We start from the raw sequence: 14,119 nt of genomic DNA on the forward strand, positions 1-14,119 counted from the left end.
CGACCACTGGGTGAACCAGGCCGCCGTCGCATTCCCGTCCGCCGACAAGGCCAAGGCGTTCGTGCAGGCTTCGGCGGACAAGTGGAAGGGCTGCGCCGGCAAGACGGTGACAGTGACGAACAAGAGCAAGCAGTACCGGTGGACGTTCGCCCAACTCAACGGCGGCCCGCCGAAGATCACCATCCTGGACACGCAGGAAGGCGCCGACGGCTGGGAGTGCGAGCGGGCGATGGGCGTGGCCAACAACGTCGTCGTCGACGTCAACGCGTGCGGTTACCACATCACCGATCAGGGCGGGCAGATCATCGACAAGATCCTGGCCAAGGTGGGCAACGAATAACCAAGGCGCACTGCGGTTTACGACTGCAGGTCGGGCCCCTCGGCGCGCAGGTCGTCGACGGCCGACATGGCGTCACGCAGCTTGGCCAGCCATTCCTCGGTGTGCTCGCCGACCAGCTTGACCGTCCACGCCAGCGCGTCGGCGCGGGACCGCGCGACGCCGGCGTCGACCAGCGTGTCGAGCACCTGGCGCTCGGGTTGTTTCAGGCGCGTCATCACCGGTACGGCGATGTGGGTGAACAGGATTCGCTCGCCACTCACTTCCACGCCCCAGGAAACCTTGCGCCCGTAGCGATCCTGCGCCTCGTCGGCGATGCGCATGCGCTCTGACCGGGTCTCCTCGCGGAACCGTGAGACGCGGCCTTCCGCGCGGGCCTCGCTCTCTTCTTCACCGGAGCCCGCGGGCTCGGGCAGCTTGCCGATGACGGTGATTTCCTCGCGGTCGACGATGACCGTGGGGTCGCCGTCGAACCAGGCTTCCGGTAGGCGACCGGCGAACCATTCCGCCGCGCCGCTCGCGTCGGGCTGCTGGGCCTGCTGCCAGCCGCCGGGGCGGCCGTAGCGCCGCCCGTGGGTGTGGTGCGTTTTCATGATTACATGATTACACCGTTACATATGTAATGGAATGGGCGTTCACCGGCAGCGAACGCCGGCGGGGTGCTTCGGGTCTGGAAAAACCGTTGATATGCGCAGTTCGGAGTTGTATTTTTGGTAGCGAAGCAGGCCCGGAAGCGACCGATTCGAAGCGCTGGGAAACGGGGTAGGAAACCAGCCGCGTACGACCTAAGCGTCAAACGCCCCCTAGAGTCGCCCGGGCCTGCCTATGCGCTAGAGCTATCCTCCGCGGCGGACCCGGAAGAGTTTGACCTCGTTCTTGATGCCCTTGAGGCGGCGCGCACCGGCGAAAGACCCTTGCAGGTTTCCGTTTTCGCTGACGGCCTCCCAGACCGAATCCGCGACCAGCACGGTGCCCGGGCGCGCCACGGCGGCGACCCGGCTTGCCACGTTGACCGGGCTGCCGAACCAGTCGCCGGCGCGGCTGACCGCCATGCCGGAGGCCACCCCCGCGCGCAGCCGCGGGAAGTCGTTGTCGGTGTCGACGGCCTCGACGAGCTTGAGCACGACGTCCAGGATGGGCAGCGGCTCGGGGCAGACGAACATCGCCGCGTCGCCGATCGTCTTGACGAACCGCACCGGCGGCACGGTCACGTCCCGGGCCAGGTGGGCCAGCCGGTTGGCCAGCTGCCCCAGCTCCTCGGCCGACACCACTTCGCCCAACCGGGTGAAGCCGACCAGGTCCGCGAAGGCGACGGTGATCTGGCGCGCCCCCGGAAGCGGCTGCCCCGCGGCCCGCTCGGCGGCGTTGACCGCCTCGGTTTCCAGCATGTGGCGCAGCTGCATGAACAGCATGTGCTGAATCATCGGGCCGAGCATCGGCGCGATCTGACTGACCAAAGCCTTTGACCCCTTGGCGATTTCGAGCTCGGTGGCGCCCGGGCGCATGATCGTCGAAAGGGCGGCGTACCGCATCACCTCGGCGGCGCGGGACAGGCCCTCGGCGAGCACCCGGACCACCAGCACCAGTTGCTCGGGATCGAGACCCAGCTCCACGAACCGCCGGGTGAAGGCGGCCGCCTCCCCGTCGGCGCGCATGTGCACGACCGCGTCGGGGTCGTCGACCCGCACCAGGCCGATGGCGCGCTGCACCTGCTGTAGCAGTCCGAGGTCTACGCCGTAGGTCTCGCTGATCTCGCGGGCGGAGAGGTAGGTCCCGTCGTCGCCGAGGAGGTGGCGGGTGGCCAGCAGCAGGGGCGGGTTGGTGCTCCGGATCTCCTCGCGCGTGATGCCCTGATCCAGCAGCCATCGCACCAGTTCCGCCCGCTCGGTGCGCGCGGCGCCCTCGAGCCCCTCCAGCAGGTCGTCGGTGTTCTCCTCGGCCGGGTCGGGCATTCGGGCTCCCCTATGACACCGGCGGCCGCCGGTGGGCCCACGGCCTTGCGGCCTCGATCTGGGCCGACAGCGACAGCAGCGTCGCTTCGTCGTACGGCCGGCCGACCAGCTGCACGGCGATCGGCAGGCCGTGGCCGTCGAGGTCCCACGGCACGGCCGCGGCGGGCTGACCGGTCAGGTTCCAGATGGGGAAATACGGAACCTGCTGCGCCACCAGCAGCAGCGTCGAGACGCCGCCGCGGCGCCGGTAGGCGCCCACGCGCGGGGGTCCCGTCGCGTTGCCCGGCGTGACGACGACGTCGACGTCGTCGAAGATCGCCTGGATCCGGCCGGCCACCGCCGGCTCGGCGGCGCGGATCGCGTCCATCCTGCGGTCGGAGAACAGCGTGCCGGCGCGCGCCAGGCTGCGGGTGCGCGCCTCGAGCCGTTCGGGGTGCGCCTGGGCGTCCGCGTCGTCGCTGATGCCGCGCAGGAAGCGGGGCAGGTAATTGGTCAGGACCGCGGCCGGCGGGTACTCGGGGTCGCGGGTGACGACCTCGTGCCCCAGGTCGCGCAGCAACGCGCCCGCCTCGTGCACGGCGGCCAGCTGCGCCTTGCCGACCCGGACGGGGATCGGCATCGGGCCCTTGGTGCTCAACGCAATTCGCAGCCGGCCGGGGTGGCGGGAAGCGGCGGCGACGAACTCGCCCTCCGGACCCGGGACGGTTGACGTCGCGTCGAGGAACGTCGCGGCGTCGCGCACCGACCGGGCGATCGGGCCGTTGACGCTCAGCCCGTGCCACGCGTTGTCGTGCGGCTCCAGCGACACCCGGTCGCGTTGCGGCTTCACGCCGAACACCCCGCACCACGACGACGGGATGCGAATCGAGCCGCCGCCGTCGGATCCGAGTGCCAGCGGCGCCAACCCGGCGGCCACCGCGGCCGCGCTGCCGCCGCTGCTGCCGCCCGGGGTGCGCCTGGGGTCCCACGGGTTGCGGGTGGCGCCGAACGTCACCGACTCGGTGAACGGAAAGATCATCAGCTCGGGCACATTCGTTTTGCCGATGACGACCGCACCCGCGGCGCGCAGCCGCCGGACCGCCTCCGCGTCGGACGTCACCGCCGGGCGGTGCCCGCCGCTGCCGCACGCCGTCACCTCGCCGGCGACGTCGACGTCGTCCTTGATCGCGACCGGCACCCCGAGCAGCGGCAACCGCTCCCCCGCGTCGAGGCGCTCCTGCGCCGCCGCGGCCTCGTAGCGCGCGGTGTCGGCCAGCACCACGCGATAGCAGCGCAGCTCGCTGTCCAGCCGCGCGATCCGGTCCAGATAGATTTCGAGCAGCTCCGGCGCGGTCAGTTCGCCGTCCGCCAGCATCCGGGCCTGTTCGGCCGCGCCGGCGAAGGCCACCTCGCGAGCGTCCACCGCCGCAGCGTATCCCCCGGCCGGGCCGATCAGTACCGTGGGCTCCATGCCCTGCGTGTTCTGTGCGATCGTCGCCGGCTGCGCCCCGGCCCACCGAATCTACGAAGACGACGGGTACCTGGCGATCCTCGACATCCGCCCGTTCACCCGCGGCCACACGCTGGTGATCCCCAAACGCCACACCGTCGACCTGACCGACACCCCGCCGCAGACGCTCGCCGACATGGCCACCATCGGCCAGCGGATCGCGCGCGCCGCGCGCACGACGGAGCTGGCCGACGCGACGAACCTCGCGATCAACGACGGCCGCCCCGCGTTCCAGTCGGTGATGCACATCCACCTGCACGTGCTGCCGCGCCGCAACGGCGACAAGCTGTCGTTCGCCAAGGGGATGCTGCTGCGCCGCGACCCGGACCGCGAGGCCACCGCGCTCATTCTTCGGGAGGCGGTGGCCCGGATCGACGCGAGTCAGACAGACTGAGACCATGAGCAATCTGACTCCGCTAGAACAATTCGTGCTGGTGCCGATGCTGCGGCTGCACGACACGATCTACCGCAAGACCGACGGCAGGATCGGCCACCAGGTCCCCGGGATGCCGCCCAGCCTGCTGTTGCACACCATCGGCGCCAAGACCGGCCAGCCGCGGACCACGACGCTGACCTACGCCAAGGACGGCGACTCCTACGTGATCGTCGCGTCCAAGGGCGGGGACGACAAGAACCCGGGCTGGTATCACAACCTGCAGAAGCGTCCCGACTGCGAGATCAACGTCGGTCCGAAGCGGATCGGAGTGACGGCGCGGAAGGTCGGCCCCGACGACGCCGACTACCCGCGGCTGTGGGAACTGGTCAACAAGAACAACGCCAACCGCTACAGCGACTACCAGACCCGGACGTCGCGGCCGATCCCGGTCTTTTTATTGACTCCACGCTGAAAATTGCCAGGTAGGCCCGCATAGCGCGGCGGCGGTTTATTCTCCTGTAGCGCGCGGCGAAGCGCGGGATCGGCTGGGGCGGCTATGACACGCTGGACGGGGCATCCGTTGCGGCGGTTGGGGCTGTCCGCGCGCATGGGCTGGCTCCTGGTCGCTGTTTACGGCACGGCGGCGGTGCTGGTCGTCGCCTCGTCGGTGAATAGATGGCGCGGCGCGTACGGGACGCGGCCGGTGGACGAGGCGGTGTTCGCGCTGTGCCTGCTGGTGACGGCCGCAACGGCCGGCTACGCGGCCCGTTTCTCGACCGGGCGCCGCAGATTCGGATGGCTGGCGCTGGTGGTCGGCCTGCTGGGCTGGGCCGCGGGTGAGGTCCTGTGGTCCGTGTACGACGTGCGTCCGGAAATCGAGCACGCCACCCACCCCGCCGCGGCCGAGGCCGTGTTCACCTTGTACCCGCTCGGCGCCATGGTGTCGTTGGCGCTGCTGTCGCATCTGTCCCGCCACAGCCCGCGGCGCCTGGTGCTGGACGGCCTCATCGTGGCGACCTCGCTGTTCGTCATCTCGTGGGTGTTCGTCCTGGACAAGCAGCTGCGCGAGAACACCGGCTCGCGGCTCGCGACACTCATCGAGGTCTTCGCCGACGTCGTCCTGCTGACGACGGCGATCCTGATGCTGTCCCGGATTCGCTCCAACGACCTGCCGAGCCGGGGCCTGCTGGCGGCCGGAATTGCGACCATCACCACCGCAGACATCGTGATGGTTTTCCAAACCGGAGTGGGCAGCTATCACCTGGGCGACCTGTCGGATCTGGGGCGGGTCGCCGGATTCGCACTGCTGTCGCTGGCGGGCCTGGCCAGCGTGCACGAGACCGCCACGGACCAGGCGCGGACCGAGATCATGTCCCCCGCCCTGCTCTGGCTGCCCTATCTGCCGCTCATGCTGGCCGCCGCCGTCGGCCTGGGCCAGGCGGTCAGTCTGATGGCGCACGGACCGATGCTCGCCGCATTGGGGATCCTCGTCGCCGCGGTGCTCACCCGGCAGTTCATCGTGCTCATGGAAAACCAGAGCCTGCTGTCCGAAGTCGCGCGGGAAGCGTTCCGCGACAGCCTGACCGGCCTGGCCAACCGCGCGCACTTCCTGCATCGCCTGGAAGACGCCGTCGCCCGGCAACGCCTCGAGGGTGGGCCGATCGCGGTGCTGTGCCTTGACCTCGACAACTTCAAGTCGGTCAACGACGCGCTCGGGCATCCGGCCGGCGACGAGCTCCTCGTCCGGGTGGCTGGCCGGCTCACCGCGGCGCTCGCCGACACCGGTACCGTGGCGCGCCTCGGCGGCGACGAGTTCGCCGTCCTCATCGAGGCTCCGGTCGACGAATCGCAGGCGGCCGCGGATCGGGTGCTCGGGGCGTTCGGCACGCCGATCGTGATCGACGGCGTTCCCATCGAGGTCAGGCCCAGCATCGGCTACACGGTGGCCCCGGCCGCGTCGAATTGCACCGTCGACCAACTCCTGCAGCGCGCCGACCTGGCCATGTATGCCGCCAAACGCGAAGGCGGGCAATGCATTCGGGGCTTCGTGCCCGACCTGCCGTTCCCCTATTCGTTCCCGCAGTCGGCCGAGTCGGCGGAGTCCGCGCCGGCGGGCGTGGACCGGGTGGCCGCCGCGGTCCCGGTGGGCGCGTTCGGCAGGGAGACGAAGCTGGCGCGGTCGCTGGCGCCGGTGGCCGCCGTCGCGACGTCACCGCGGGAGCGCGCGCACAGCCTGCCCGACGGAATGCGGTGGCCCCCGACGTCGATCCGGATCGCCTTGGCGGCGTTGGGGATTGGCGTGGCGACGTTCGCCGTGACGAGCGTGGTGGAGCCCGACGTCGCGCGCAACGCGTTCTTCGCCAGATGCCTCTACCCCGCCCTGAACCTGTCGGCCGCGGCGCTGATCGCCGTTCGCGCCTACCGCGTGGCGGCCGACCGCCTGGCCTGGGCCTTGATCGCGGCCGGCATGGCGGTGTCGGCGACGGGTGACGTCGTCTACGTCACCTGGGTGCCCGCCGGCCAGACCCCGTCGGTGGCCGACCCGGAATACCTGGCGTTTTACCCGCTGGTGTATGCCGGGCTGCTGCTGTTGATGCGGTCGCGGCTGAAGGTGGTGCCGCTTCCGATCCGGCTCGATGCGCTGGTGTGCGCGTTGGCCGCGGCCGCGGTGGGAGTGGCGCTGCGGGCGGGCCCGATGCACGCGGCCGCGGTCCGCGCGCCGACGGCCGTGCTGCTGGGACTGGTCTACCCGTGGGGCGACCTGATCCTGCTGGCAATGACCGCCGGGATGCTGCCAATCCTTGGCTGGCGCAAGGGATTCCGCTGGGCCCTGCTCGTGGTGGGTTTCATCGGCTTTGCCGTCGCGGACACCGCGTACCTCTTCGAGACCGCGACAGGCAGCTACCGGGTCGGCAGCACGCTGGACGCGCTGTGGCCGGCCGCGTCGTTGCTGGTGGCGATGGCCAGCTGGGCGCCGTGGTCGTCGGGTGTGCCCGCACCGAAACGCGGGCTTGGTTTCTACGCCGTGCCGATGACGTGCACCGTCGTGGCGCTCGGGGTCGTGGTGAGCCACAACTCAAGGCTGGCAACGACTCTCGCCGCCTTGAGCCTGGTCGCGGTCGCCGCGCGGCTGTCGGCGACCTTCCGCGACGTCAGCATGCTGGCCGAGACCCACAAGCAGGCCATGACCGACGAACTGACCAACCTGCCCAATCGGCGGTCGCTGGCGACCGCGCTGACCGGGCTGCCCGACTCGGCGCCGGTGGGGCACCTGTCGGTGCCCGGGACGCCGTCGCGCCGGGCGTTGTTGCTGCTGCACCTGTATGAGTTCGACGAGATCAACGACTCCGTCGGCGAGCACTTTGGCGACGAGCTGTTGTGCGACGTCGCGCACCGGCTCGCGCAGTGCGTGCGCCGCGACGATCTGCTCGCGCGGGTGGGCGAGGACGAGTTCGCGATCCTGCTCGGCGAGGGCTCCGACCTCATCGCCGCGCGCGCCCAGGCGGGCCGGCTGCTCGAGGCCCTGAGCGAGCCGTTCGCGCTCGACCCGATCACGGTGCAGGTCGATGCCCGCATCGCCATCGCGCTCTGCCCCGACCACTGCGACCATCCGCAGGAGCTGCTCAACCGCGCCGAGATGGCGATCCCGCATGCGAAATCGGCCGTCAGCAAGATCGCCGTCTACGACTCGGCCTACGAGATGTACCGCGACAACGATCCCAACCTCGTCGAGGAACTGCGCGTCGCGCTGCTCGGCGAGGACCAGCTGACGGTGCACTACCAGCCCAAGATCAACGCGGCCGACGGCAGCGTCCATAGCGTCGAGGCGTTGCTGCGCTGGCGGCATCCCAGCCGCGGGCTGCTGCTCCCGGAGGAATTCCTGAACGCCGCCGAGCGCGCCGGTCTGATGCGCCAGGTGGCCAACCGCGCCATCGACATCGCGCTGGAGCAGGTCCGGTCCTGGCGCGACCAGGGCATGCCCTTGACGGTCGCGGTGAACCTCTCCACCACCAACCTGCTCGACCTCGACCTGGTGAGTACGATCGAGCGACTGCTGCAAACGCACGGACTGCCCCCCGACGCCCTGATCGTCGAGATCACCGAAAGCGCGCTGGTCGACTCGGCACGGTCGCGCAACACCGTCGCCGCGCTGCAGCGCCTCGGCGTCCGGATCTCACTCGACGACTACGGCACCGGGTGGTCGTCGCTGGCGCGGCTGCAGGACGTCTCGGTCGACGAGCTCAAACTCGACCGGATCTTCGTGGCGCGGCTGGCCCAGGACCCGCGATCGGTCGCGATCGTGCGGTCCACGGTGGCCCTGGCCCGCAGCCTGGGCGCCGACCTGGTGGCCGAGGGTGTCGAAGACGACGTCACCCTGCGAGCGGTGCGGCGCTACGGCTGCACCATCACCCAGGGCTTCGTGCACAGCCCGCCGTTGCCGGCGGATGACCTGCGCGACTGGATCGCAGAGCACGCGCCCAGCACCAAATCTCAGGCGGGCGTGACGGACTGACCGGTCAGCCGATTACCGAGCGGAAACCACTGCGCCTGGCTAACATTCTTGGGTGCTCGATCACTGGCCGATGATCGGCCGCGATCACGAGATCGGCGAGATCACGCGCGCACTCGCCGATGATTCGGTGCGCGGAATAGCGCTGGCGGGCAAAGCGGGAGTGGGCAAGTCGCGGCTGGCCCGCGAGGCCGTGGCGGCAGCCGCGGCATCCGGGTGGACCGTGCGGAGCATTGCCGCCACCGCGACGAGCAGCCCGATCCCACTCGGCGCGTTCTGGCAATGGACCGATCATGTGGAGAGCGTGCCTTTTGCATTGGCGCGCAGGGTCATTGAGGGATTGACCGACGGCGCGCAACCGGGCCGTCTGGCGGTATTCGTCGACGATGCCCATTTACTCGACGATCTGTCTGCGCTGGTCCTGCACCAACTCGTGCAGTCGCGGGCCGCCGCGGTGATCCTCACCGTCCGCACCGGCGAGGCCGCCCCGGCCGCGGTGACAGCACTGTGGAAGGACGGCCTGCTGCGTCGACGCGAGCTAGAACCGTTGACCCGCAAGCAAATTGACCACCTGCTGGCCGCGACTCTGGGGGCGGCCCCGGATCGGCTCTGCGCCGACAAACTCTGGCACCTGACCCGCGGAAACGTGTTGTTCCTGCGCCAGCTCGTCGAACAGGAAAACCAAGCGGGGCGGATGGTGACCCGGCGGGGCGCCGTGCGCTGGCACGGCGACACCGCAATCTCGGGATCGCTTGCCGAACTGGTGGATTCGCAGATCGGCGCGATCGCCGGCGACGTACGGGACGTGGTGGATCTGGTGGCCGTTTGCGAGCCCATCGACTGGCACTGCCTGCGGCTGATCGCCGAGGCGGGCGCCATCGAAGCCGCCGAACAGCGCGAGCTGATCCGGACGTCCGACGGTGAGGTGTATGTCGGTCATCCGTTGTATGCCGAGGTGCGCCTGAATCGTTGTGGCTCCTCGCGGTTGCGCCGCCTTCGCGGCCAGATCGCCACCGCGATGAAGGACGGCGGGGGCGCCGCCGCGGTGGTCAAGCGGGGACTGTTGTGGTTGGAGTCCGACCTTCCGCCCGAGCCGGACGTGCTGTTGTCGGCGGCCACGGCGGCCAGCTCGCTGCTGGACTATGAGACGGCCGAGCGGCTTTTCGCCGCCGCCGCGGCCACCGGCATCGGCGCGCGGGCCCGCATACCCCTGGCCTACTCCCTGCTGATGCGGGCAAAGAGCGAACTGGCCCTGGAAGTCCTCGACGGCGTGGAGGTCGACGAGGAGGCGCAATCGGGCTTCATCAACGAAGTGGTGATGCGCGCGTCAAACCTGTTGTGGGGCATGCGATCACCGAAGCGGTCCTGGCGGCTCATCGATGATGCCCTCAAGACCGCGAGCGGCGCGGGACGCCAACAGCTGCTGGTGTTCCGCGCCTATCAGCTTGCGCTGGCGGCTCGGCCGGTTGAGGTCCTTGCGACGATGGCCGAGGTCGACCACTACGACCTCGACTGGTACGGGGCGACGGTGGGTTACGGCACCGAGACCATTGCCCACGGCGAACTCGGCCAACCCGATCAGGCCGTGGCGAAGGCCATCGACGCCTACTACGCGCTCACGCTGAGCGAGCAGGGCAAATTCCTTCGCCAGCCGGCGACCGAGTACCACACGTTCGCGTTGGTGGCGGCGGGACGCATCCCCGAGGCCCTCGAGGTGGCCGAACGCAACCGCCGCGCCCAGCGCGCGGAACCCGCGGAGGTGCGAGCGGTGGCGGCGGAGATCCTCGGCATGGTGACGTTGGCCGCCGGCGACCTCACCGCGGCGCTGCGGGAGCTCCCCAAGGGAATCGATGAAGAGCTGGCCGACAACTTCAACGTGGTGAACAGCTTCCACCGGTTCCACCTGCTGCGCGCGCAGGCGCTGGCCCGGTCGGGCGACACCGATGCCGCCGATCGTGCGCTGAGCACCGCCCGCGCACATCGGCATCCGGCCTACGTGTACGTCACCTCCACCGAACTGCTGACCGAGGCGTGGCTGGCGGCGGCGCGCTCGCGCCTCACCGAGGCGCGCCGACTGGCCCGCGAGGCGGCCGATTTCGCGCGCGAGCACGATCAATTCGCCCGCGAGGTGTGGTGTCTGCAGACCGCGGTGCAATTCGACGACACCGACGCCGCCGAACGGTTGGCGGAGTTGGCCGGGATTGTCCAAGGGCCGCGCGCCGCGCTGGCGGCTCGGTACGCGGCGGCGGTGGCAGCCGATGACGGCGGTGAACTCGATTGGGCCTCAGCCGAATTCGAGGTCATGGGCGACATGCTGGCCGCGGCCGACGCGGCGGGGCAAGCCGCGGCCGCGTACCGGCGGGCCGGCCGCGCGGGGAGCGCGATGACCGCGGCGGCGCGCGCGCAGCGGTTGGCCACCGTCTGTGGCGGGGCGACGAGCCCGGCCATCGAGGCCGCGTCGTTCGCGCCGCCGTTTTCCAACCGCGAGCTCGAGATCGCGGTGCTGGTGGCCCAGGGGCTGACGAATCGCGAGATCGCCGATGCGGTGTCGCTGTCGGTGCGGACCGTCGAGAGCCACATCTACCGCGCGAGCAGCAAGGCCGGGGTCAGCGGGCGTTCCGCGCTGGGCGAGATGATGCGCCGGCGCGGGCCGCTGAGCTCGCGCTTCGACGCGCGCGGGCCGCAATTGCAGTAGTTGCAGTAGTCGCCCCCCGAGGGGCGCGAAATTTGCAGTAGTCCCGCCCCGGATCGAACGGGCCCGCTTCCGCCGGAAAATCGGCATTCCAACGGTGACGACCCCCGACGTCACCGCTGCAACGAAGGTATCCGGACACCGAAATGACGACGGCGCATTTGGCGGCGCCCGCACGGTCTGCCGCGCGACTCATTCGGTTCGTTGCGCCCCGAGGCCGATGGGAGCCCCCATGTCGTCGTTTCTGATCGCCACACCAGAGGCGTTGGCCACCGCGGCGCAGGACTTGACCGGGATCGGGACGGCGGTGCGGGCGGCGCACGCGGCGGCGGCGGGCTCGACCACGCAGGTGGCGGCGGCCGCTGCGGATGAGGTGTCGGCGGCGATCGCGGCGTTGTTCGGCGGCTTTGGCCAGGAGTTTCAGGGGCTCGGCGCGCAGGCTTCGGCGTTTCATGCGGAGTTTGTGGCCGCCTTGGGCTCGGGTGCGGGGATGTATGCGGCCGCCGAGGCGGCCAACGCGTCGCCGTTGCAGACCTTGGAGCAGGACATCCTCGGCGTGATCAACGCGCCCACCGATGCCTTGTTGGGTCGCCCGTTGATCGGTAATGGCGCCAACGCGGCCCCGGGCAGCGGGTTACCCGGTGGGCCGGGCGGGATCTTGGTCGGTAACGGCGGCAACGGCGGCGCCGTCACGGCCGGCGGCGGGAATGGCGGAAACGGGGGCAATGGCGGCGTGTTGATCGGCAACAGTGGGGCCGGCGGGACGGGCGGGGCCGGCAACAGCGCCAGCGCCAACGTCGCGATCACCGGGCACGGAGGGAACGGCGGTAACGCCGGCATCACCGGGTTGATCGGCAACGGCGGCGCGGGCGGCGCCGGTGGGTCCGGCGGCACCGCGACCGGCAACTTCGCGAACGGCGGCTCCGGCGGGCACGGCGGCAACGGCGCCGCCGGCGGCGCGCTCTACGGCAACGGCGGGGCCGGGGGGAACGGCGGCGCCGCCGGGACGACCGGGGCTCTTGAGGGTTTCGGCGGGGACGGCGGCAGCGGCGGCAACGGTGGCGACGCCCGGGGAATCGGCAACGCCGGGGCCGGCGGGAATGGCACCAACGGCACCAGCGGGTTAGGCAACGTCGGCGGGAACGGCGTCAATGGCGGCAACGGCGGAAACGGCGGTCGCGGCGGCAATGCGCTCATCGGCAATGCGGGGGCCGGGGGGCCGGCGGCGCCGGCGGTAACGGCACCCTCACCGGCGGCACCGGTGGCGACGGCGGCCACGCGGGCGACGGCGGCGTCGGCGGCACCGCCTTGGCTGACGGTGACCCCAACGGCGGCGGCACCGGCGGCGACGGCGGCGTCGGCGGCACCGGCGGCAATGCCGGCAACGGCGGGGCGTCCGGCACCGGCGTCGGTGGAAGCGCTGGCATTGCCGCGGCGGGTGGCAACGGGGGTGCCGGCGGCGACTCACCCGACGCCAACGGGGTCGGCGGCGTCGGTGGTGGCGGCGGCGACGGCGGTGCCGGTGGCAAGGGCGGCAGCAGCCCCACGCAGGCGGCCGGCGGTGGTGTGGGCGGCAACGGCGGCAGCGGCGCGGCCGGCGGTCTCAGCGACGGTGGCGGTCGCAACACGGCCGGTAGCGGCGGTAATGGCGGGGCGGGCGGTAACGGCGGCAACGGCCTCGACGGCGCGGCCGGCACCGGCGCCAACGGTGGGAACGCGGGTAACGGCGGTAACGGCGGCGTCGGGGGCAGCGGCGCCACCGTCGGCAACGCCGGCAACGGCGGCAACGGCGGGAACGGCGGCGACGGCGCCGACGGGCTCAGCGGCGCGGCCGGAACGGGCGCCAACGGCGTCAACGCCGGCAACGGCGGTAGCGGCGGCTCCGGCGGCGACGGCGCCATCGCCGGTAACGGCGGCTCCGGCGGCCAGGGCGGCACCGGCGGCGACGGCGGGACTGGCACCGCTGACACCGGCAACGGCGCCGGCAATGGCGGCAACGCGGGCACCGGCGGCGCCGGTGGGGCCGGCGGTCACGGCGGCGACGCCACCGGCGTCGGCGGCGCGGCCGGCTACGGCGGCAAAGGTGGCAATGCCGGCAATGGCGGCAGCGGTGGCAGCGCGGGCGGCGCCGCGGCGAACGCGGGCAACGGCGCAGACGGCGGCCAGGGTGGCCAGGGCGGCCGGGGCGGCGCCGGCTACTCCACCTCGAACGACTACCTGTCCGGGTCCGATGGCGGCGCCGGCGGCGACGGCGGCTCAGGTGGTGCCGGCGGCGCGGCCGGGGCCGTGGGTGTCGGTGGAAGCGCGGGCAACGGCGGCAACGGCGGGACCGCCGGTGCCGGCGGCGCGGGCGGAGACGCCGGCCTCGACGCCCAGGCCGGCAACGGTGGCAACGCCGGCAACGGCGGCAACGGCGGCCAGGGCGGCGCCTCCCCGTCCGGGGTTGGCGGCAAGGGTGGCAACGGCAGCGATGGGGCGGCCGGTGGGGCCGGCGGCACGTCATCCGGGTACTCCAGCAGCGGCGGCAACGGCGGAAATGGCGGAAACGGCGGTCTGGGCGCCGATGGTGGCGCCGGCGGCAACACCGGCGGCGCCGCCGGCAACGGCGGTAGGGCGGGCGACGGCGGCGCCGGCGGCGCCTCCGCGCACGGCACGGACGGCTCAAGCAACAACGGCGGCAACGGCGGCACCGGCGGCACCGGCGGCAACGCGGGCAACGGCGGGACGTCCGACGCCGGCGTCGGCGGCGCCGGGGGCAACGGC

The 14,119-nt window shown here is 71.6% G+C and carries 9 protein-coding genes and 1 pseudogene; 6 read left to right on the forward strand and 4 right to left on the reverse strand.

Going from position 1 to position 14,119, the window contains the following annotated elements; all coding sequences use genetic code 11:
* On the forward strand, nt 1-340 hold a 340-nt coding region (locus tag A9X00_RS25695), incomplete at its 5' end, for a sensor domain-containing protein (RefSeq protein WP_197515273.1).
* A 17-nt stretch (nt 341-357) separates the two neighbouring features.
* On the opposite strand, the gene A9X00_RS25700 is transcribed toward A9X00_RS25695, so the two are convergent.
* From A9X00_RS25700 to A9X00_RS25710, 3 genes are all read right to left on the reverse strand, one after another.
* The gene (locus tag A9X00_RS25700) at nt 358-930 is read right to left on the reverse strand and encodes a hypothetical protein (protein ID WP_067160011.1); all 573 of its coding nucleotides are present in this window, start codon (nt 928-930) and stop codon (nt 358-360) included.
* 243 nt (nt 931-1,173) lie between these two features.
* A complete protein-coding gene (locus A9X00_RS25705; RefSeq protein WP_067160014.1) occupies nt 1,174-2,289 on the reverse strand; it encodes an adenylate/guanylate cyclase domain-containing protein in 1,116 nt (371 codons plus the stop codon).
* Nucleotides 2,290-2,299: 10 nt separating this feature from the next.
* Complete coding sequence (locus A9X00_RS25710; RefSeq protein ID WP_369830796.1) at nt 2,300-3,643, reverse strand: amidase; 1,344 nt, start codon at nt 3,641-3,643, stop codon at nt 2,300-2,302.
* A 94-nt stretch (nt 3,644-3,737) separates the two neighbouring features.
* Here A9X00_RS25710 and A9X00_RS25715 point away from each other — a divergent pair, with 94 nt between their 5' ends.
* From A9X00_RS25715 to A9X00_RS25730, 4 genes are all read left to right on the forward strand, one after another.
* Nucleotides 3,738-4,172, forward strand: a complete 435-nt coding sequence (locus A9X00_RS25715; protein ID WP_067160020.1) for an HIT family protein — start codon at nt 3,738-3,740, stop codon at nt 4,170-4,172.
* A 4-nt stretch (nt 4,173-4,176) separates the two neighbouring features.
* Complete coding sequence (locus A9X00_RS25720) at nt 4,177-4,626, forward strand: nitroreductase family deazaflavin-dependent oxidoreductase (protein ID WP_067160024.1); 450 nt, start codon at nt 4,177-4,179, stop codon at nt 4,624-4,626.
* A gap of 84 nt (nt 4,627-4,710) precedes the next feature.
* Nucleotides 4,711-8,667 (forward strand): bifunctional diguanylate cyclase/phosphodiesterase, encoded by a 3,957-nt coding sequence (locus A9X00_RS25725; protein ID WP_082975514.1) that lies wholly within the window; start codon nt 4,711-4,713, stop codon nt 8,665-8,667.
* A 52-nt stretch (nt 8,668-8,719) separates the two neighbouring features.
* On the forward strand, nt 8,720-11,359 hold the full coding sequence (locus A9X00_RS25730) for a LuxR family transcriptional regulator (protein ID WP_082975515.1): 2,640 nt from the start codon (nt 8,720-8,722) through the stop codon (nt 11,357-11,359).
* A 189-nt stretch (nt 11,360-11,548) separates the two neighbouring features.
* Here the strand turns inward: A9X00_RS25730 and A9X00_RS32210 are convergent, their stop codons facing one another.
* Nucleotides 11,549-11,701, reverse strand: a complete 153-nt coding sequence (locus A9X00_RS32210; RefSeq protein ID WP_232006935.1) for a hypothetical protein — start codon at nt 11,699-11,701, stop codon at nt 11,549-11,551.
* On the opposite strand from A9X00_RS32210, the pseudogene A9X00_RS32875 reads away from it, so the two are divergent.
* A pseudogene (locus A9X00_RS32875) lies at nt 11,643-14,119 on the forward strand (PE family protein); the annotation flags it as partial. The gene A9X00_RS32210 and the pseudogene A9X00_RS32875 overlap by 59 nt on opposite strands.

It is taken from the genome of Mycobacterium sp. 1245805.9 (assembly GCF_001672915.1).
Lineage (GTDB): Bacteria > Actinomycetota > Actinomycetes > Mycobacteriales > Mycobacteriaceae > Mycobacterium.

What these genes read in the sequence shown, in the direction of transcription:
- A9X00_RS25700 (WP_067160011.1), bottom strand. Translation starts at nt 930, where the DNA reads ATGAAAACGCACCACACCCACGGGCGGCGCTACGGCCGCCCCGGCGGC.
- A9X00_RS25705 (WP_067160014.1), bottom strand. Translation starts at nt 2,289, where the DNA reads ATGCCCGACCCGGCCGAGGAGAACACCGACGACCTGCTGGAGGGGCTC.
- A9X00_RS25710 (WP_369830796.1), bottom strand. Translation starts at nt 3,643, where the DNA reads ATGCTGGCGGACGGCGAACTGACCGCGCCGGAGCTGCTCGAAATCTAT.
- A9X00_RS25715 (WP_067160020.1), top strand. Translation starts at nt 3,738, where the DNA reads ATGCCCTGCGTGTTCTGTGCGATCGTCGCCGGCTGCGCCCCGGCCCAC.
- A9X00_RS25720 (WP_067160024.1), top strand. Translation starts at nt 4,177, where the DNA reads ATGAGCAATCTGACTCCGCTAGAACAATTCGTGCTGGTGCCGATGCTG.
- A9X00_RS25725 (WP_082975514.1), top strand. Translation starts at nt 4,711, where the DNA reads ATGACACGCTGGACGGGGCATCCGTTGCGGCGGTTGGGGCTGTCCGCG.